This window comes from Chromobacterium sp. HL1 (genome assembly GCF_057418835.1).
In genome coordinates, this window is the sequence record NZ_CP162399.1 from 4,985,257 (window position 1) to 5,003,547 (window position 18,291).

Below are 18,291 nucleotides of genomic sequence, written 5' to 3' on the forward strand. Positions count from 1 at the left end.
CGGATCATGAACCGGTTTTCTAGGAGCACAGCCATGCCACTGTCAGCCAGCAAGCCAGGCCTCAGCGACGCCGCGGGCGGCCGCAGCGCCGGGGCCATGACCATGCAGCGTTTCAGCGTGCCGTTCGAATACCCGGTGTATTTCGGGCGCGGCCTGCTGAGCGACCCCGGCAACCCGCTGTTGCGGCAAGCCATCTGTCGGCGGGAGCCGGAACGGCGGCACCGCTTCGTGGCGCTCATCGACCAAGAAGTGGCCGCCGCCCACCCGCAGCTGCCGGCCGCGTTCGAACGCTACGCCCGGCGTCACCGCGCCGCGCTGGAACTGGCCGCGCCGCCGCGTCTGGCCCAGGGGGGCGAGGCGTGCAAGAACGAGCCGGAGCAGCTGCTCGCGCTGCAAAGCTGGCTGCAGCAATGCCATGTGGACCGCCACAGCTGCCTGGTCATCGTCGGCGGCGGCGCGCTGCTGGACATGGCCGGTTTCGCCGCGGCCACCACACACCGCGGCGTGCGCGTGGTGCGCATGCCCACCACCGTGCTGGCGCAGAACGACTCCGGCGTCGGCGTCAAAACCGCGGTCAACGCCTTCGGCGCCAAGAACTTCCTCGGCGCCTTCGCCCCGCCGTTCGCCGTGCTCAACGACTACGACTTCATCGCCAGCCTGCCGCGCCGCGACCGCATCGCCGGCATCGCCGAGGCGGTGAAAGTGGCGGCGATACGCGACCGCGCCTTCTTCGACTGGCTGGACGCCAACGCCGAAGCGCTGGCCGCCGGCGACGACGAAGCGATGCAATGGATGATACGGCGCTGCGCCGAACTGCACCTGAACCACATCGGCCAGGGCGGCGACCCCTTCGAGTTCGGCAGCGCCCGGCCGCTGGACTTCGGCCACTGGGCCGCGCACAAGCTGGAAGCGCTGAGCGGCTACGCGCTGCGCCACGGCGAGGCGGTGGCGATAGGCCTGGCGCTGGACTGCCGCTACGCGGTGCTGACCGGCCTGTTGCGCGAAGCCGCCCAGCTCAGCCTGCACCGGCTGCTGCTGCGGCTGGGCTTTGCGCTGTGGCACCCGGCGCTGGACTGGTGCGACGGCGAGCGCCGCCAGGTGCTGGCCGGGCTGGATGAGTTCCGCGAACACCTTGGCGGCGATCTGACCATCACCCTGCTGCAGCGTCTGGGGCAGGGGGTGGAAGTGCACGCCATCGACGCGGATCGGATGAACGCGGCCATAGACTGGCTGCGCGACAGGAGCGATGACCATGTTGCTGCTTGACCCCCAACAACGGCCGGACAGCGTGTCGGCCCCCCATTTGCCCGCGGTCCACATGAGCTACTGCAGCAACATCCATCCAGGCGAAAGCTGGCAGGAATTGCGCGCTCAACTGGGCTTCCACCTGCCGCGCATCAAGGCGCGGGTGGCGCCGGACCGGCCGTTCGGCCTTGGCCTGCGGCTGTCCGCGCTGGCGGCGCGGCAACTGGAAGAGCCGCCGGCGCAGGCGGAATTCCGCGATTTTCTGGCCGAGCACCAATGCTATGTGTTCACCCTCAACGGCTTCCCCTTCGGCGCCTTCCACCGCCAGGCGGTGAAGGACGGCGTCTATCTGCCGGACTGGCGCGACCCGCAGCGGCTGATCTACAGCAACCGGCTGGCCCAGCTGCTGGCGGATCTGCTGCCGGCGGAACTGGAATACGGCAGCGTCAGCACCGTGCCCGGCGGCTACCGCCAGCACCTAAGCGGCGACGGCAGCGGCGCGCTGTGGATCGCCACCCATCTGCTGGAGCACGCCGCCTTCCTGCACCGGCTGCGGCAGGACAGCGGCCGCCGCATCGTGCTGGCGCTGGAACCGGAACCGGATTGCCTGCTGGCCACCAGCGAAGACGCAGTCGCCTTCTTCGAACTGCACCTCCTGAGCCGGGCCGCGCTCAACCAGGTGGCCAAATGGTGCGGCGTCAAACGCGAGGAGGCCGAAGCCATCGTGCGCCGCCACCTGGGCGTATGCCTGGACGCCTGCCACGCCGCGGTGGAGTACGAACAGCCGGAAGACGCGGTGGCGCGACTGGACCAGGCCGGCATCGCCATCGCCAAGCTGCAGCTCAGCGCCGGCCTGCGCGTGACCCGGCCGGACCGGATGGCGGCCGAGGCGCTGCGCGCCTTCGCCGAAGACACCTATCTGCACCAAGTGGTGGCGCGGCGCGGCAGCGAGCTGTGGCGTTATCCGGACCTGCCGGCGGCGCTGGCGGCGTTGCCGCGGCAGCCGGCCGACGAATGGCGCATCCACTTCCACGTGCCCATCTGCCACGCCGCGCTGGGGCCGTTCGCCAGCACCCAGGATTTTCTGTCGCGGCTGCTGGCGCTGCAACGCCAGCGCCCGCTGAGCGGACATCTGGAAGTGGAAACCTATAGCTGGGGCGTGTTGCCGCCGGCCCACCGCCAGGGCGACCTGGGCGAGGCGATCTGCCGGGAACTGCAATGGGCGGAGGGCCAGCTGCGATGAGCGGACAGCCCGCGCTGCCCATACCCAAGACCAGCGCCCGGCGGCGGCTGTCGCGGCGGCATGCGCGCCAGACCCGCCGGCGCGTGGCCGGGGTCTGGTCGCTGGCGCTGCGGCTGGGCCGGGTGTCCAACCTGCCCACGGTGTGGAGCAACGTCCTCGTCGGCGCCGCGCTGTCCGGCCACGTCGCGGCCGGCGGCCCGCTCGCCTTGCTGCTGTTGTCGCTGTCGCTGATCTATGTGGCCGGCATGTATCTGAACGACGTCTGCGACCGCCACATCGACGCGCGCGAACGGCCGGAACGGCCGATACCCGCCGGGCTGGCGTCGGCCCGGCTGGTGCTGCTGGCCGGCTCGGCGCAGTTGGCCGTCGGCGTCGCCCTGCTGGCGGCGCTGGGCCTGTCCGCCTTGCTGGCCGGCCTGTGTCTGGCCGCCACCGTGGTGCTTTACGACCTCTGGCACAAGGGCAACCCCTTGAGCCCGCTGCTGATGGGCCTGTGCCGGATGCAGGTCTATCTGATCAGCGGCCTGGCGCTCGGCGCCGGCGCGCTGTCCGGCCCGCTGCTGCTGGCGGCGCTGGCGCTGCTGGCTTACCTGATCGCGCTGACTTACGTGGCCAAGCAGGAAGGCCGCGCCGGCCTGGGCCGCTTGGCGCCGCTGCTGGGCCTGGCCGCGCCGCCGCTCTACCTGCTCAGCCAACCGTTCCAGCCCTGGGCGTTGCCCTTCCTGCTGCTCAGCCTGGGCTGGAGCGCGCATTGCCTGCGGCTGGCCCGGCCCGGACCCGGCCGCGACATGCCGCGCGCCGTCGGCGGCCTGATTGCCGGCATCGCCCTGGCGGACGCCTTGTTCATCGCCGCCGCGGGCCTGCCGCAGTGGGCGGCGCTGGCGGTCCTGGCCGCCTGGCTGACCCGGAGCTGGCAACGCCGGGTGCCGGGCACTTGAACGGAGAATCTGCGCGATGGAAACGCAAACCATGCTGGCGGACCAACTGCACGCCAGCCTGCTGGACGCGGCGGACCGCCACAACGCCGCCCAGGCGCTGGTGTGGCTGGAGTCCTGTCGCCGCCTGACCGCCGCCGTGCCGGAGCCCGCCGCCGCGCGCCGGCTGTTCAGCGTGGCCAACCGGCAACTGGCGGCGCTGACCCTGTTGCCCAAGGGCGCGATCAAGGCCTTGCAGGCCCAGCATGTGCTGGCCGCCGAAGCCTGGTCGCCCGGCGACGCCGGCCGCGCGCTGCTGCTGCTGCGCGCCCTGGCCGCCGGCGCCGGCGCGGCGCTGGCCTTCGATCTGTATCGCGGCGGCGACAGCCTGGAACAGCAGGCGGTGGTCAAGGCGCTGATCCTGCTGCCCAGGCCGGAAGACTGGCTGGCGCTGGCCACCGACGCCAGCCGCAGCCACGTGGCCGGCGTGTTCCAGGCGCTGGCCTGCGACAACGCCTACCCGGCGCAACAGTTTCCCGATCTCAATTTCAACCAGCTGGTGCTCAAGGCGCTGTTCACCGGCGCGCCGGCGCGGCATATCGCCGGCCTGGAGCGGCGCTGGAGCCCGGAGCTGGAACAGATGGTGGCCGCTTACGCCAGCGAGCGCCGCGCCGCCGGCCGCAGCGTGTCCGACGACGTCGTTTTCCTACTGCAAGGACTGCATCATGAAAATGTTTGATCCGCACATCCACATGACCTCCCGCACCACCGACGATTACCAGGCGATGAGCCGGGCCGGCATCAGCGTGGTGGTGGAGCCGGCGTTCTGGATGGGCCAGCCGCGGCGGCACGTCGGCAGCTTCGACGATTATTTCCTGTCGCTGCTGGGCTGGGAGCGCTTCCGCGCCGCGCAATTCGGCATCCGCCACTTCTGCACCCTGGGCCTCAACCCCAAGGAAACCAACAACCCGGACGTGGCCGACGGCGTGATGGCGCTGCTGGAGCGTTATCTGGACAAGGACGGCGTGGTGGCGGTGGGGGAAATCGGCTTCGACGACGAAACCGAGGCCGAGGAGCGCTACTTCGCCCGCCAGCTGGAACTGGCGATACAGTTCGACCTGCCGGCGCTGGTCCACACCCCGCACCGCGACAAAAAGGCCGGCACCCTGCGCAGCCTGGCCCTGGTGCGCGACAGCGGCATCGCGCCGGAACGGGTGCTGATCGACCACAACACAGAAGAAACCCTGCCGCTGGTGCTGGACTCTGGCTGCTGGGCCGGCCACTCCATCTATCCCAACACCAAGATGGACGAACCGAGGATGGTGGCGCTGGTGCGCCAGTACGGCAGCGAACGCATCATCATCAACAGCGCGGCCGACTGGGGCGTCAGCGACCCGCTGAAAGTGCCCAAGACCGTGGAGGCGATGCGCGCCGCCGGCATCGCCGAGCGCGACATCGAAACCATAGTCTGGCGCAATCCGCTGGACTTCTTCGCCCAGAGCGGCCGTCTGGACATCGAAGAAGCCAACAGCCCGCTGGCGGTGGACCAGCGCCGGCTGTACCAGGGCAACTCCGTGCTGCGCGGCCAAAATCCGCAGGTGGACATCGTGGACTGACATCATGCAACGCACCCTCGTTCTCAACGTGGTGGGCCTGACGCCGCAGCTGCTGCGGCACGCGCCGCACCTGAGCCGGCTGGCGGAGCGCGGCGCGCAGCGCCCGATCACCGCGGTGACGCCGGCGCTGACCTGCCCGGCGCAGGCCACCTATCTGACCGGTCAGCTGCCGCAGGCGCACGGTTGCGTCGCCAACGGCTGGTATTCGCGCGAACTGGCGGAGCCGCTGTTCTGGAAGCAGAACAACGCCTTGATCCAGGGCGAGAAACTCTGGCACGAGGCCCGGCGCCTGCACGCCGGCTTCAGCTGCGCGCAGTTGTTCTGGTGGTACAACATGTACGCCGACGTGGACTGGAGCGTGACCCCGCGGCCCATCTACAAGGCCGACGGCCGCAAGCTCCCGGACTTTTACTGCAACCCGCCGGAACTGCACGCGGAACTGCGCCAGAAGCTGGGCGATTTCCCGTTATTCCACTTTTGGGGGCCGGCGGCGGACATCCGCTCCAGCCGCTGGATCGCGGACTGCGCCTTGCATCTGTACCGCTCGCGCCAGCCCACGCTGACCCTGGTTTACTTGCCGCATCTGGATTACTGCCTGCAAAGGCTGGGGCCGGACCATACGGAGGTGGCGGCGGAGGTGGCGGCGGTGGATCAGTTGTGCGGCGAACTGATCGAGCAGGCGGAGCGCGACGGCAGCCGCGTCATCGCGCTGTCCGAGTACGGGGTCACGCCGGTCAGCAACGATATCGCGATCAACCGCATCCTGCGCATGGCCGGCTGGCTCAAGGTGCGGGAGGAGCAGGGCGAGGACAAGCTGGATTGCGGCGCGTCGGCGGCCTTTGCGCTGGCGGACCATCAGATCGCTCATGTCTATGTGCGTCAGCCGGAGCTGGTGCCGGAGGTGAAGGCCTTGTTGCTGGAGCTGGACGGGGTGGAGATGGTGTTGGATCAGGCCGGCAAGCGTTTGCTGGGGCTGGATCATCCGCGCTCCGGCGAGCTGGTGGCGGTGAGCCGGCCGGATCGCTGGTTCAGTTATTACTATTGGCTGGACGACGCGCACGCGCCGGACTTCGCCCGCACGGTGGATATTCACCGCAAGCCGGGTTACGACCCGGTGGAGTTGTTTCTGGACCCGACCTTGAACTGGCCGAAGTTGAGCATTGGCTGGACTTTGCTCAAGCGCAAGCTGGGCATGCGCAGTTTGTTGGAGGTGATTCCGCTGGACCCGTCCTTGGTGCGGGGTTCGCATGGCCGTCCCACCTTGAACCCGGAGCACGGGCCGTTGATGATCAGTTCCTTACCGGACAGTTTGCCGCCGGGGTCGGTGCCGGCGACGGCGGTGCGGGACATCATCATGGATCATATGTTTGGGGAGGTGGAGACGCGGCTGGCGTATGGGGCGCATGGGGTGATGGAGTAGGGGTTTTGGTTTATTCCGGTGCGACGCTTATTGACTGGTTCTCCTTTGATTAGGGTTGTGATGGGTGATGGTTTTTCTGTTGAATCCGCTGCGCGGATAATGTTTTGGGTGCCGCTTTCCGCGCGGCGAACGGGGAGGGGGCGGGCCGCCGCCCCCTTCCAGCCCCCCTCGTCCCCCAGGACGCGAAACCCCGAAGAAAAAGGGGCCTGCAAGGCGCGGCTGAACTCGCGATTTGCTAGCGTCAAATCGCTCAAACAAAGCAGCCGCTTAAAACCTTGCAGACCCCTTTTTCTCCGGCGCGCCCCGAGGGGACACCTGGGCGCTACATGAGGTGGTCTTTTTTTGAAAAGAAAGAGTGATTTAGCTTTGCTGGCTAGTTCTGTGGATAACTATCCAGTTTGACCCTGCCTGTGGGTATCTAAGACAAATCAAGAAGAAAGCACGTCTCCGACGCACCCCAGATCCCTTCAAGCCTGCCGTCGGGTGGCGGGCCCGAGGTTTTAAGCGGCTGCTTGTTCGAGCAGCGCGACGTTAGCGCGCTGCGAGTTCAGCCGCGCCTCGGGCCTGACGGGTCCCGGCGGGAAGCCGTAGGCCAGGCTTGCAGGGTGGCCTTTAGGAGTGGAGAGGATATTTGGCCAAGCAAATATCCTCTCCCTGCTCGCCGGGCAGCCCCGGCAATGAAAATCATCATCCGCGCAGCGGATACAAAACCCACACACCGAGCCACACCAACCACCCTACCTTGACCCCGCCCGCCCCCTCGGCAACAATCCCCCCGTTGCCGCCAAAACAAGCGGCACACGGGATTGGCGTCCCGTTTCCGAAGTCGACAAGCCAACGCAGCATGCTGCGTTGGCTGCTTTATCCATGGCAAGGCCGTTTTGGCAGGCGCATGGTGGGAGAGCGCTATGCGCTCGCCGGCAAGACTTCGGACCGGTACGCCAATCCTGCCACGCGCCTGCCTCACCTCAGCCTCACCCGGCAGGTGGTTTATCTTGTGTCACAGCAGGAGAAACACCATGCAACATTCTCAAAACTTCCCCCGTCGTCGTCGCTACAAACTGCACTCGCTGGAACAGCAGGAAGCCTTGCTTCCCTTTGTTCGCTTCTGCCCCGGCCGCACCTATCGGCATTACTGGCAAATGCCCACGCCCCGTAAGGATTACCCCGCCGACAGCGCCTATGGCCGCGAATGCGCGGCCCACCTGCTGCAATGGATGAAGGACAACCGCGAATATGTCGGCAAGGGCCTGCTCAGCCGCGTGGCGCGCGACATCGATTTTGACGACCGCGACGGACGCGGCCAGTGGATGGGTTTCTTCAACTATCTGGAAATCATGATGCTGCTGGGCGCCGACCGGGTCCGGGTTTACCGCCATGTCGATAGCCAGCACCAGATCTACCTGGCGCTGGGACAGCGCTTCAGCCTGGAAGCGCGCTTCCGCCGCATCCGCCTGCGAAACCGCTAAGCACCTTGCGGTGGGTATCGCTACGCTCCACCCACCCTACGGCGGATGGTTTGTCGGGGTATTTGTAGGGTGGGTGGAGCCGATAGGCGATACCCACCAAACCCCGCCGCCAAGACCCAAGCATCGGTTCCATCGCGTTTCCGTGTGGGTATCGCTACGCTCCACCCACCCTACGGTGGATGGGCTTGTAGGGTGGGTGGGGCCGAAAGGCGATACCCACCAAACCCCGCCGCCAAGACCCAAGCATCGATTCCATCGCGTTTCCGCGTGGGTATCGCTGCGCTCCACCCACCCTACGGCGGATGGTCTTGTAGGGTGGGTGGAGCCGCAGGCGATACCCACCAAACCCCGCCGCCAAGACCCAAGCATCGGTTCCATCGCGTTTCCGCGTGGGTATCGCTACGCTCCACCCACCCTATGGTGGGCGGTCTTGTAGGGTGGGTGGAGCCGCAGGCGATACCCACCAAACCCCGCCGACACCGCTGCCACGGTGCGGCGCGCACGCAAAAACGGGGCGGCCCTGGGCCGCCCCGCTTCACTCATGCGGCCGAGCTTATTCCTGCAACAGCGCCGCCCTGCGCTCAATCCCCTTCACCTCCACCTTCAAGGCCTTGGTCAGACGCTCGCCGTACTGGCGGTCCGCCTTGTAGAAGTGCGACAGCATGATGTCGCGGGTCTCGACATTGCGCACCTTGGCCAGATCCCCGGACAGATTGCGGATCAGGTCCGCCTGGTCCTGCGCGCTCAGCGAGCGATAGAACTCGCCGGCCTGCTGGAAATTCAGCGTCTTGGCGATGGCCTCCTGCTGGGTGTTGCCCTGCAAGGGCAGGCGGCTGTGCTTGAACTGCGGGTCCTGCGGCTTGGGAGCCAACCGGCTGGGCTCGTAATTGACGCTGCCCTGGCGGCCGGAGGCGTTTTGCGCGCCGTCCTGATTATTGTTCACCACCTCCACCCGCGGGCGGTTCACCGGCAGCGCCTGGAAATTGGTGCCGACGCGGTGCATCTGGGTGTCCAGATAGGAGAACAGCCGGCCTTGCAGCAAACGGTCTTCCGAGGCCTCGATGCCCGGCACCAAGTTGGCCGGCGACATCGCCACTTGCTCGGTGGCTTCGAAGAAGTTGGCCGGCACCTGATTCAGCGTCATGGTGCCCACCTTGCGCTCCGCCACGCCGGTCCACACCTTGGTGGGGTCCAGCGGGTTGAAGGCGAAGCGGTTCATGTCCTCTGGCTGGATCAGCTGCACGTACAAGTCCCAGGACGGGTAGCGTTTCTGTTCGATGCTTTGCAGCAGGTCCGCGGTGGCGTGGCCGACCGATTGGCCTTGCACCTTGGGCAGTTCGTCCGGGCGCAGATTGCGTTCGCCCTGATGCGATTTCCAGGTGAACTTGGCGTATTGGTAGCGGCCGTCCGCGGCCACCAGCTTCAGCGCGTGCACGCTGCTGCCGTTCATTTCGCGGTAATTGGCCGGGGTGCCGTAGTTGGAGTACACCCGGGTCAGCATATGGGTGGATTCCGGCAAATGGGAGAAGAAGTCGAAGACGCGGTTGGGGTCTTGCTCATTGCTGACCGGGTCCGGCTTCAGCGAATGCACCATGTCCGGAAACTTGATCGCGTCGCGGATGAAGAACACCGGCAGGTTGTTGCCCACCAGGTCCCAGTTGCCTTGCGCGGTGTAGAACTTGGTGGCGAAGCCGCGCGGGTCGCGGTCGGTTTCCGGCGCGCCGCGGCTGCCGATCACGGTGGAGAAGCGCACGAACACCGGCGTTTTTTCGCCCTTGCGGAATACCAGGGCGCGGCTGACGTCCTGCAAGCCTTCGCTGGCGACGAAGACGCCGCCAGCGCCCACGCCGCGCGCATGCACCACGCGTTCCGGGATGCGCTCGCGGTCAAAGCGCTGCAGCTTTTGCAGCAGTTGAATGTCTTGCAGCAGGGTGGGGCCGTTGGGGCCGGCGGTCTGGCTGTTCTGGTTGTCGCCCACCGGCGCGCCGTTGTCCTGGGTCAGGTTGGCGGCTTGGCTCAGAGCGGCGCTACAAGCCAGCGCCAGGGTGAAAAGCTTGCGGTTCACGGAAAAGGTCAGAACTGACATTGGCACTCCCATAAATTATTAGAACATTTACTAAGGGAGCGGCCATTATCGGAAGTGACGATAGTTTTGTTAAATCTTAAATTACAATTTGTTTGATAGTGTTTATTAATGGAACGAAGACGGCTTCATTTCTCCGCCAGCAGTCGTTCTATGCGACGGTCCGGCACCAGCCAGATCAGGGCCATCAGCACATACATCGCCGCGGACAGCCATTCCCAGTAAAAGGCGGCGGCGATGCCGATCAGATAGCACAGCGGGGAGATCTTGCCCTTGATGTCCTTGCCCAAGGCCTCGGACAGCCGGGTGCGGTTGCCGGGCAGGCACAGCAGCGATTGCTGCATCAGCCACCAGGCCAGCGCGCACATTAGCAACACCACGCCGTACAGGGCCAGCGGCAGCGGGGCGAAGTGGTTTTCCCCCATCCAGCCGGTGACGAAGGGAATCAGCGACAGCCAGAACAGCAGGTGCAGATTGGCCCACAGCACGCGGCCGTCCACGCGCTGGATGGCGTGGTAGAAGTGGTGGTGGTTGTTCCAGTACAGGCCCACGTAGAGGAAGCTGAGCACGTAACTGAGAAAGACCGGCCAACGGTCTTGCAGCGCCGTCCAGCTGGTGTTGTGCGGCACTTTCAGTTCCAGCACCATGATGGTGATGATGATGGCGAGCACGCCGTCGCTGAAGGCTTCCAGCCGGTTCTTTCCCATGATGTCCCTATCAGCTGTTTCAAGTAGATGATGGGGGCAGTATAGACGGCTTTCAGAGCGTGTTTACGATCGGGCGAGCAAGGGCGGGACAAGGCGTACTCACCGCGCAACGCTCCGCGACGCGCAGCAGATCGTCAACAGGTTCTTAGCCCGGCCGCTGGGCTGGCGCCGGGCGATAAGGCAGGCGGATGCGGGTGATGAAGCGTTCACCGTCCAGCCGAGCGCTGAGCGAGGCCTCGGCGTCGAAATACAGCTCCAGCCGCTCGGCCAGATTGTCCAGCGCCATGTGGTGGCCGGGCGCGGCCGCTGCCGGCTCCGGATTGACCGGATTGCTCAGCGTCAGCTCCAGCTGTTGTTCTAGCTGGCGCGCCTGGATGCGGATTTCGCCGCCGTCGGCCAGCCGTTCTATGCCGTGGAACACCGCGTTTTCCGCCAGCGGCTGCAGGATCAGCGGCGGCAGCGCCGCGTCCAGCGGGGCTTGCACGTCCCAGCTCACTTGCAGGCGCGCGCCCAGCCGTTCGGCCTCGATCGCCAGATACATCGCCGCCAGTTCGATTTCGCGGCCCAGCGTGGATTGCCGCGCCGGATCGCCCAGCTGGGCGCGGAACAGATCGGCCAGGTTTTCCAGCACCATTTCCGCCTTGTCCGGCTGCTTGCCGATCAGCGCGATGGCGGCGTTGAGGCTGTTGAACAGGAAATGCGGGCGGATGCGCGCCTGCAGCGCGATCAGCCGCGCCTCCGACAGCGCCGGGGACAAGGCGCGCGCGCGCAGATTGAGGTAATGCTGCATCAGCCCGCCCACCGCGCCGGCCAGCAGCACCTGGCCCCAGGGCATGGGCGCCAGCGGGTTGAGCAGACGGCCGCAGAAGGCGAAGGACAGCAGGCAGATGGCGGCGGCGCTCAGCGTCACGCGCCGGCCGCGGTAGAGGCGGCGGCCCAGCAAGGCCAGCAGGCCCAGGCTCAGCAAGGCGCCGGGCACCAGCAGGCTGGACAGGCGCAGCAGCCGCCAGGGCAGCGGCTCGCCGCCGTCGTCCAGCAACAGGCCGCCCAGCAGGAACAGGCCGAGCAGCAGCAAGGCGCGCAGCAGCACGCCCAGGTTGCGGTAGTCGGGCAGGTCGGACGGGGGCGGTAGCGGCATGAGGGCGCGGCCGGAAATAGGATAGCCGCATCATAGCAAGGAAAACCCGCACTGGCCGAAGGCGCTCGCCGCTGGCATAGTAGGGGATTCCCGGCGGCGCCGCGCGCCCCCGGAGTTTCGCCAAGTTTTTCGTCCGCAGCCATCGTAGAAAGCATCGCCATGCAAGATCAACACGCCTGGTCCGGCCGTTTCTCGGAGCCGGTATCCGAACTCGTCAAGAAATACACCGCTTCGGTGGATTTCGACCGACGACTGGCCGAATTCGACATCGAGGGCTCGCTGGCCCACGCCGCCATGTTGCAGCGCGCCGGCGTTCTGTCCGCCGAAGACCTGGCAGCGATCCGACGAGGCATGGGCGAAGTGCTGGACGATATCCGCGCCGGCCGCTTCGAGTGGAGCGTGGATCTGGAAGACGTGCACATGAACGTGGAGCGCCGGCTGACCGACAAGATCGGCGACGCCGGCAAGCGCCTGCACACCGGCCGCAGCCGCAACGACCAGGTGGCCACCGACATCCGCCTGTGGCTGCGCGCGCAGATCGACGCCATCGTCGGCCTGATCGGCGAGTTGCAGCACAGCCTGCTGGACCTGGCGGAACAGCACGCCGAAACCGTGCTGCCCGGCTTCACCCATTTGCAGGTGGCGCAGCCGGTGACCTTTGGCCACCACATGCTGGCCTATGTGGAAATGCTGGCGCGCGACGCCGAACGCATGAGCGACTGTCGCAAGCGCGTCAACCGCCTGCCCTTGGGCGCGGCGGCGCTGGCCGGCACCACCTTCCCGATCGACCGCCATTACACCGCCCAGCTGCTGGGCTTCGACGATGTTTGCCACAACTCGCTGGACGCGGTGTCCGACCGCGATTTCGCGATTGAATTCACCGCCGCCGCCAGCCTGGTGATGGTGCATCTGTCGCGGTTGTCCGAGGAGCTGATCCTGTGGATGAGCCCGCGCGTCGGCTTCATCGACATCGCCGACCGCTTCTGCACCGGCAGTTCCATCATGCCGCAGAAGAAGAACCCGGACGTGCCGGAGCTGGTGCGCGGCAAGTCCGGCCGCGTGGTGGGCCATCTGATCGCGCTGGTGACGCTGATGAAGGCGCAGCCGCTGGCTTACAACAAGGACAACCAGGAGGACAAGGAGCCGCTGTTCGACACCGCGGACACCTTGATCGACACCCTGCGCATCTACGCCGACATGATGCGCGGCGTCACCGTCAAGCCGGAGGCGATGCGCGCGGCGGTGCTGCAAGGCTTCGCCACCGCTACCGATCTGGCCGACTACCTGGTGAAGAAGGGCGTGCCCTTCCGCGACAGCCACGAGGTGGTGGCGCTGACGGTGCGCCACGCCGAGCAGCAGGGCGTGGACATCGCCGACCTGTCGCTGGCCAAGCTGCGCGAGTTCTCGCCCTTGATCGATGAGGACGTGTTCGCGGTGCTGAGCCCGGAAGGCAGTCTGGCGCAGCGCGACCACGTGGGCGGCACCGCGCCGCGCCAGGTGCGCTTGCAGATCGAGCGCCATCGTCAACGCCTGCAGCCGCGTTAAGCCCCTTAGAACCTGTTCAAGGTCGGCTGCGCTTCCTGAGATGCGGCGCGCTGAGCGCCGCTCCGTCTCGCTCTTGCCCGCAAGCCTTTGAATAGGCCTTTGATGGCCGTCAGGCCGCGCCCCGCCATCCCGGCGGCGCGCGGCCTGTTCTTGTTTGGGGGCCTGCCGATTGCGGCAATTTATATCAAACAACAGTCAATCAAAGACATTTTATTAAATAAATCTTTCTAATTAGCTTTTCTGTCTCCGGCTAAACCGTTATCTTTAGCGCCAGACTTGCGGGAGCTTCGAAAAATCGCGACGGCGGCCGACACGCCGCGCGGCTGGTTTTCCAAATTTCTCCAAGAACGTGTTTACGATCCAGCGAGCCAGAGCGAGACCAGGCGTTGCGGTTGAGAAAGCGGAATGCACACGTAGTGCATGAGTGTTTCGAAGCGCTGCTCACCGTGTCGCGTCTCATGACGCGCGGCAGATCGTAAACAGGTTCCAAGGGACGGCGCGGCAACGCCCGCCTATCCCTCATCCTGGCAGTCCCCGTCTATCCATGCTGTTCTCGCCAGCGCCAGCCGTGCCGCGGATTGGCGCGCGCCGCCATGGCCGGACGCGGGGCCGCTTCTTGTCATTACAGTCACTCAGTCACGCCGGGGAACAATGTGTTTTGTCGCCATCGCTTCCGTCACCTGATCAGCCGAGGCAATCAATTCCGCGGCAGCCTCAACGCCGCGGAATGGGCCTTGGTCTTGCTGGTGGCCGTGTTGCCGGCGGTGATAGGCCTGCCCCTGACCTGGAACCGCTACCAGCTGGACGTGCAGGCGCAGCTGCAAAGCGCGGCGGGGCGCGCGGTCAATTCGGTGGACCGGGTGTTCAGCCAGGTGGACCGCTCATTGCGGGAGGCCGCGCCGTTGGCCGGCCAGCCCTGCCCGCAGGCGCGCGGCAAGCTGGTGTCGCTGGCGGCCTTCGATCCCTATATCCGCTCGCTGGGGCTGATGGACGGCCGCCGCCTGTACTGCACCTCGGTGCTGGGCGCGCAGTACTCGGATCTGCCCTTCACCCCGTCGGCGCCGCAGCAGCTGATCTACCGTCTGGACTCCGGCCCCTTGTACCCCAAGCGGCCCTTCCTGATGCGCACCTTGCTGGGGGAGCGGGGGCAGGCCGTCGTCGCCAGCGTGGAACTGGCCTATTTCAGCCCTCTGCTGCCCTGGCAGGCCGACGACGGCCACAGCGGTTCGCTGCTGGTGTTGAATCACAAGGAGGCGGTGCAGTCCACATTGCCGGGCGCCGCCGAGGTGCCGGCCAGCGCGGTGCTGCGGGTGATCGCGGCCTCGGAGCGCTTTCCGCTGGCGGTGCACAGCTGGGTGGACGCCGACTACCTGTGGCGCGGCGCGTCGGCGCGCCTGCTGCGCGCCCTGCTCTTGTTGCTGCCGGTGGGCGTGGTCGGCGCGGTCCTGCTGCTGGGTTATCTGCGCAAGCGCGGCTCGGTCAGCGGGGAAATCCTGCTGGCCTTGCGCAATCAGGAGTTCCTGCCTTACTACCAGCCGGTGTTCGACGCCTGCGGCCGCCGCTGCATGGGGGTGGAGGTGTTGCTGCGCTGGCAGCATCCGCGTCAGGGGCTGACGCCGCCGGATCTGTTCATCCCGGTGGCGGAGGCCTCCGGCATGATCATCCAGATCACCCGCTATCTGATGCGGCGGGTGGCCGCCGACATGGCGTCGCTGCCCTTGCCCGATCGCTTTTTCGTGGCGCTGAATCTGTCGCCCAGCCATCTGCAGCACGCGCAACTAGTGGAGGACTGTCAGGCGTTTTTGCGACACTTCCCGAAGACGCCGCCGCGGCTGGTGCTGGAAGTGACCGAGCGCGAGCCCATCCGGGTGACGCCGCAAAGCCAGCAGGTGATGGCCGCGCTGCGGCGGATGCGGGTGCAGATCGCCATCGACGACTTCGGCACCGGCCACAGCAGTCTGGCCGAGCTCAACCGCATTCACGCCGATCATCTGAAGATAGACCGGGTGTTCGTGGCGGCGATAGGCAGCGACTCCATCGCCAACCGCATCCTGGAGATGATCATCGATCTGGCCAAGCAGCTGCGCATCTCCATGGTGGCCGAGGGCGTGGAAACCGAACAGCAGCGCGCTTATCTGCAGCAAAGCGGAGTGCATTATCTGCAAGGCTATCTGCTGGCCCGGCCGATGCCGCTGGAACAGCTGCGCGATTTTCTGTGGGGGCGTCCGCCGCTGGCGGAGGGCCAGCCGGTCTCCTGAGCAAAAAATACGCAATAAACGAACACTATTGGCCGATATCAAGCCGGAATAGTGGTTCTGTTTGCCGCTGACCCGCAAAATATGTTACTAAAGTGACGTGATTTTCGATTCCGAATAGTTATGAGCCGCTCACCCCGTCACGACAAGATTCTGCAGCTGGTCCGCGAAAACGGCTTCATGCCGATCGAAGAGTTGGCCAGACTGCTCGATGTCACCCCGCAAACCATTCGCCGCGATATCAACCAGCTGTGCGAGGCCAATCTGTTGCGCCGCTACCACGGCGGCGCCGCCCTGGGCAGCAGCGTGGAGAATGAGGACTATTTCGCGCGCAAAGGAAAATTCCAGAGCGAAAAAGCGCATATCGCGGACATGATCGCCAGCAGCATTCCCGATCACGCCTCGCTGTTCATGAGCATAGGCACCACCATAGAGGCGGTGGCCCAGGCGCTGACCAGCACGCACAAGGGTTTGCGGGTGATCACCAACAACATCCACGTCGCCTCCATCATGTCCACCAATCCGGATTTCACGGTGATGATCACCTCCGGCACGGTGCGCGCGTCCGACGGCGGCATCACCGGCGTGGCCACGCTGGACTTCATCAACCAGTTCAAGGTGGATTACGCCATCATCGGCGTGTCCGGCATCGAGCCGGACGGCTCGCTGCTGGACTTCGATTACCGCGAAGTGCGGGTGGCGCAGGCGATGATGTCCAACGCCCGTCACCGCTACCTGGCGGCGGACCACAGCAAGTTCGGCCGCAACGCCCTGGTGCGCATGGGACACATCAGCGAGTTCCACACCGTGTTCACCGACGCGCTGCCGCCGGAGCCGGTGACCAAGCTGCTGGAAGAGCAGGGCGTGCGCCTGGTGCTGACCGAGGCCTGAGACGCTTTCAAAGCCTGCCGCGCTTCGGCGGTGTTAACAGGCTTTGAGCACGCGGATCGTCAACAGGCGTCCTGGATGCGGCGCTGAGCGCCGCGCCCGAAAAAAAGCCCGGAACCTCTCGGTGGTCCGGGCTTTTTCGCGTCCGGGCGGGGTCCGGCGGCGGGGCTCAGTCCTGCATGATCTCCACCCGGTTGCGGCCGTTGGCCTTGGCCCGGTACAGCATTTCGTCGGCCTGGCGCACCAGCTCGGTGCTGCTGGCGGCGGTGTCCAGCGAGCTGATGCCCACGCTGAAGGTCTGGCGGAAGTCGCCGTCCGGCGCGCGCTGCTCTATCTGGCTGAAGTCCTGGCGCAGCTGGTCCATCAGCTCGCGCGCCTGCGTCTGATGGGTGCCGGGCAGCACGATGGCGAACTCCTCGCCGCCGTAGCGGCCCACCAGATCGCTGCTGCGCAGCCGTTCCTTGAGGAAGCGCGCCAGATTGATCAGCAGCTCGTCGCCGGCCGGATGGCCGTGGCTGTCGTTGATGGTCTTGAAGAAGTCCAGGTCCAGCATCGCCAGCGACAGCGGCCGCTGATCGCGGCGCGCGCGCTGGATGCCGTACTCCAGCTGGCCGTGCAGATGGGAGTGGTTGAGCAGGCCGGTGAGGCTGTCGTTGATGATGTAGGAACGCAGCTTGCGGTAGCGGCGCGCGCGGTTGATCACGGTGACGATCAACTCCTCCGGCGCCACCGGCTTGGTCAGGAAGCCGTCTATGCCCAGGGTCAGCGCGTCCAGCTGCACCGCCTGGCGTTTTTCCACCGACAGGAACACCACCGGGATGCCGTCCAGCAGCCGCTGCTGGCGGATCACCTTGGCCAGCTCCATGCCGCTGCACTGCGGCATGTACATGTCCATCAGGATCAGGTCGGGGCGGAACTGCTCTATCATGTCCAGCACCCGTTCCGGCTGGGTCTCCTCGCGGGTTTCCACCCCCTGGGCGTTGAGCACGCTGGAGTAGAGCCCGGCCAGCGATTCCATGTCCTCCACGATCAGCACGCGCAAGGGCTCGCGCTTCTCGCCCAGGTCGCTGAAGCTCAGCTGGTCAATCAGCTGATGCGCTTGCAGCGGCCAGTCCAGCAGGCTGCCGGCGCCGGCGCGCACCGCCGCCAGCCGCGCCTGGAAATCGTGCAGCGGCGAGGTCAGGATCAGCGGACAGATGCTGCTGATGGTGGGGGCCAGCAAAAGAATGGGGTCGTTGGCGGCGAACTCGGTGAAAGCCACCACCGCTTCCGGCGCCTTGTCCTGCAGCGCCTGGGCCAGTTTGGCCGCCTGCTGGATCACCTTGGCGTGGATGCCGTAGCAGGACAGCTGCTGGATCAGCGGCGTGGCGTCCACGTCTTGCGGCAGCCATAGATAGAGGGTGACCAGGCCGCCGCCCAGCAGGGTGTCGTAGTCGATCTCCGGCAGGCCGTCCTTGCGCTCCATCATGCCCAGCTGGCTGACCAGGCCCAGGTGGTGGCGCAGGCGGTTGTAGCGCTCGCTTTCCGACGGCGCGGTCTGCGGTTGCTGGATCCAGCCTTGCAGCAGCCGCGACAGGGTCTGGATTTCCCCGGTGATTTCGTTGAGGTCCTGCTCGCGCACCATGTCCTCCAGCCGCAGGATCAGCGACAGCAGGTGGGCGGCCAGCGGCCGCTCCCAGCGGGTGACGAGCAGGTGGCCGATGCGATCGATTTCCTGTGCCAGATGCACACGTTGTTTGAAAGCCTGATGTTGCGACATGATCAAGTA

At 66.0% G+C, this 18,291-nt stretch carries 14 protein-coding genes; 10 read left to right on the plus strand and 4 right to left on the minus strand.

Features of this window, described 5'->3' with window-relative positions; translation table 11 throughout:
* The first annotated feature begins 33 nt into the window (after window positions 1-33).
* From AB1Z25_RS22865 to AB1Z25_RS22895, 7 genes are all read left to right on the plus strand, one after another.
* On the plus strand, window positions 34-1,266 hold the full coding sequence (locus AB1Z25_RS22865; protein ID WP_486636235.1) for a 3-dehydroquinate synthase: 1,233 nt from the start codon (window positions 34-36) through the stop codon (window positions 1,264-1,266).
* Complete coding sequence (eboE, locus tag AB1Z25_RS22870; RefSeq protein WP_158274405.1) at window positions 1,253-2,488, plus strand: metabolite traffic protein EboE; 1,236 nt, start codon at window positions 1,253-1,255, stop codon at window positions 2,486-2,488. The genes AB1Z25_RS22865 and eboE overlap by 14 nt, the downstream gene beginning before the upstream one ends.
* Window positions 2,485-3,426: a UbiA family prenyltransferase gene (locus tag AB1Z25_RS22875; RefSeq protein WP_227106030.1), complete on the plus strand. Its 942-nt coding sequence runs from the start codon at window positions 2,485-2,487 to the stop codon at window positions 3,424-3,426. The genes eboE and AB1Z25_RS22875 overlap by 4 nt, the downstream gene beginning before the upstream one ends.
* Before the next feature lie 16 nt (window positions 3,427-3,442).
* Complete coding sequence (locus AB1Z25_RS22880) at window positions 3,443-4,141, plus strand: EboA domain-containing protein (RefSeq protein WP_107801522.1); 699 nt, start codon at window positions 3,443-3,445, stop codon at window positions 4,139-4,141.
* Window positions 4,128-5,018 (plus strand): TatD family hydrolase, encoded by an 891-nt coding sequence (locus AB1Z25_RS22885; RefSeq protein WP_199225975.1) that lies wholly within the window; start codon window positions 4,128-4,130, stop codon window positions 5,016-5,018. The genes AB1Z25_RS22880 and AB1Z25_RS22885 overlap by 14 nt, the downstream gene beginning before the upstream one ends.
* A gap of 4 nt (window positions 5,019-5,022) precedes the next feature.
* Complete coding sequence (locus AB1Z25_RS22890; protein ID WP_107801520.1) at window positions 5,023-6,438, plus strand: alkaline phosphatase family protein; 1,416 nt, start codon at window positions 5,023-5,025, stop codon at window positions 6,436-6,438.
* A gap of 1,019 nt (window positions 6,439-7,457) precedes the next feature.
* Complete coding sequence (locus tag AB1Z25_RS22895) at window positions 7,458-7,907, plus strand: hypothetical protein (RefSeq protein ID WP_227106031.1); 450 nt, start codon at window positions 7,458-7,460, stop codon at window positions 7,905-7,907.
* A 553-nt stretch (window positions 7,908-8,460) separates the two neighbouring features.
* Here AB1Z25_RS22895 and AB1Z25_RS22900 read toward each other — a convergent pair.
* From AB1Z25_RS22900 to AB1Z25_RS22910, 3 genes are all read right to left on the minus strand, one after another.
* Window positions 8,461-9,993 (minus strand): catalase, encoded by a 1,533-nt coding sequence (locus tag AB1Z25_RS22900; protein WP_486636236.1) that lies wholly within the window; start codon window positions 9,991-9,993, stop codon window positions 8,461-8,463.
* 125 nt (window positions 9,994-10,118) lie between these two features.
* Complete coding sequence (locus AB1Z25_RS22905) at window positions 10,119-10,697, minus strand: TMEM175 family protein (RefSeq protein WP_107801517.1); 579 nt, start codon at window positions 10,695-10,697, stop codon at window positions 10,119-10,121.
* A 145-nt stretch (window positions 10,698-10,842) separates the two neighbouring features.
* Complete coding sequence (locus tag AB1Z25_RS22910; protein ID WP_107801516.1) at window positions 10,843-11,835, minus strand: sensor histidine kinase; 993 nt, start codon at window positions 11,833-11,835, stop codon at window positions 10,843-10,845.
* 159 nt (window positions 11,836-11,994) lie between these two features.
* On the opposite strand from AB1Z25_RS22910, the gene argH reads away from it, so the two are divergent.
* The 3 genes from argH (at window position 11,995) to AB1Z25_RS22925 (ending at window position 16,526) form a co-directional block, all read left to right on the plus strand.
* Window positions 11,995-13,380 (plus strand): argininosuccinate lyase, encoded by a 1,386-nt coding sequence (argH, locus tag AB1Z25_RS22915; RefSeq protein ID WP_107801515.1) that lies wholly within the window; start codon window positions 11,995-11,997, stop codon window positions 13,378-13,380.
* 653 nt (window positions 13,381-14,033) lie between these two features.
* Window positions 14,034-15,638, plus strand: a complete 1,605-nt coding sequence (locus AB1Z25_RS22920) for an EAL domain-containing protein (protein WP_158274404.1) — start codon at window positions 14,034-14,036, stop codon at window positions 15,636-15,638.
* A 120-nt stretch (window positions 15,639-15,758) separates the two neighbouring features.
* Window positions 15,759-16,526 (plus strand): DeoR/GlpR family DNA-binding transcription regulator, encoded by a 768-nt coding sequence (locus AB1Z25_RS22925; RefSeq protein ID WP_019103455.1) that lies wholly within the window; start codon window positions 15,759-15,761, stop codon window positions 16,524-16,526.
* 166 nt (window positions 16,527-16,692) lie between these two features.
* On the opposite strand, the gene AB1Z25_RS22930 is transcribed toward AB1Z25_RS22925, so the two are convergent.
* Window positions 16,693-18,282, minus strand: coding sequence for a GGDEF domain-containing protein (locus tag AB1Z25_RS22930; RefSeq protein ID WP_486636237.1), 1,590 nt, complete (start codon window positions 18,280-18,282; stop codon window positions 16,693-16,695).
* Window positions 18,283-18,291 lie beyond the last annotated feature (9 nt).

Coding starts and splice junctions, on each gene's coding strand:
- AB1Z25_RS22890 (WP_107801520.1), top strand. CDS start 5,023: ATGCAACGCACCCTCGTTCTCAACGTGGTGGGCCTGACGCCGCAGCTG.
- AB1Z25_RS22905 (WP_107801517.1), bottom strand. CDS start 10,697: ATGGGAAAGAACCGGCTGGAAGCCTTCAGCGACGGCGTGCTCGCCATC.
- AB1Z25_RS22930 (WP_486636237.1), bottom strand. CDS start 18,282: ATGTCGCAACATCAGGCTTTCAAACAACGTGTGCATCTGGCACAGGAA.
- AB1Z25_RS22880 (WP_107801522.1), top strand. CDS start 3,443: ATGGAAACGCAAACCATGCTGGCGGACCAACTGCACGCCAGCCTGCTG.
- AB1Z25_RS22875 (WP_227106030.1), top strand. CDS start 2,485: ATGAGCGGACAGCCCGCGCTGCCCATACCCAAGACCAGCGCCCGGCGG.
- AB1Z25_RS22900 (WP_486636236.1), bottom strand. CDS start 9,993: ATGTCAGTTCTGACCTTTTCCGTGAACCGCAAGCTTTTCACCCTGGCG.
- eboE (WP_158274405.1), top strand. CDS start 1,253: ATGTTGCTGCTTGACCCCCAACAACGGCCGGACAGCGTGTCGGCCCCC.
- AB1Z25_RS22910 (WP_107801516.1), bottom strand. CDS start 11,835: ATGCCGCTACCGCCCCCGTCCGACCTGCCCGACTACCGCAACCTGGGC.
- AB1Z25_RS22865 (WP_486636235.1), top strand. CDS start 34: ATGCCACTGTCAGCCAGCAAGCCAGGCCTCAGCGACGCCGCGGGCGGC.
- AB1Z25_RS22925 (WP_019103455.1), top strand. CDS start 15,759: ATGAGCCGCTCACCCCGTCACGACAAGATTCTGCAGCTGGTCCGCGAA.
- argH (WP_107801515.1), top strand. CDS start 11,995: ATGCAAGATCAACACGCCTGGTCCGGCCGTTTCTCGGAGCCGGTATCC.
- AB1Z25_RS22895 (WP_227106031.1), top strand. CDS start 7,458: ATGCAACATTCTCAAAACTTCCCCCGTCGTCGTCGCTACAAACTGCAC.
- AB1Z25_RS22885 (WP_199225975.1), top strand. CDS start 4,128: ATGAAAATGTTTGATCCGCACATCCACATGACCTCCCGCACCACCGAC.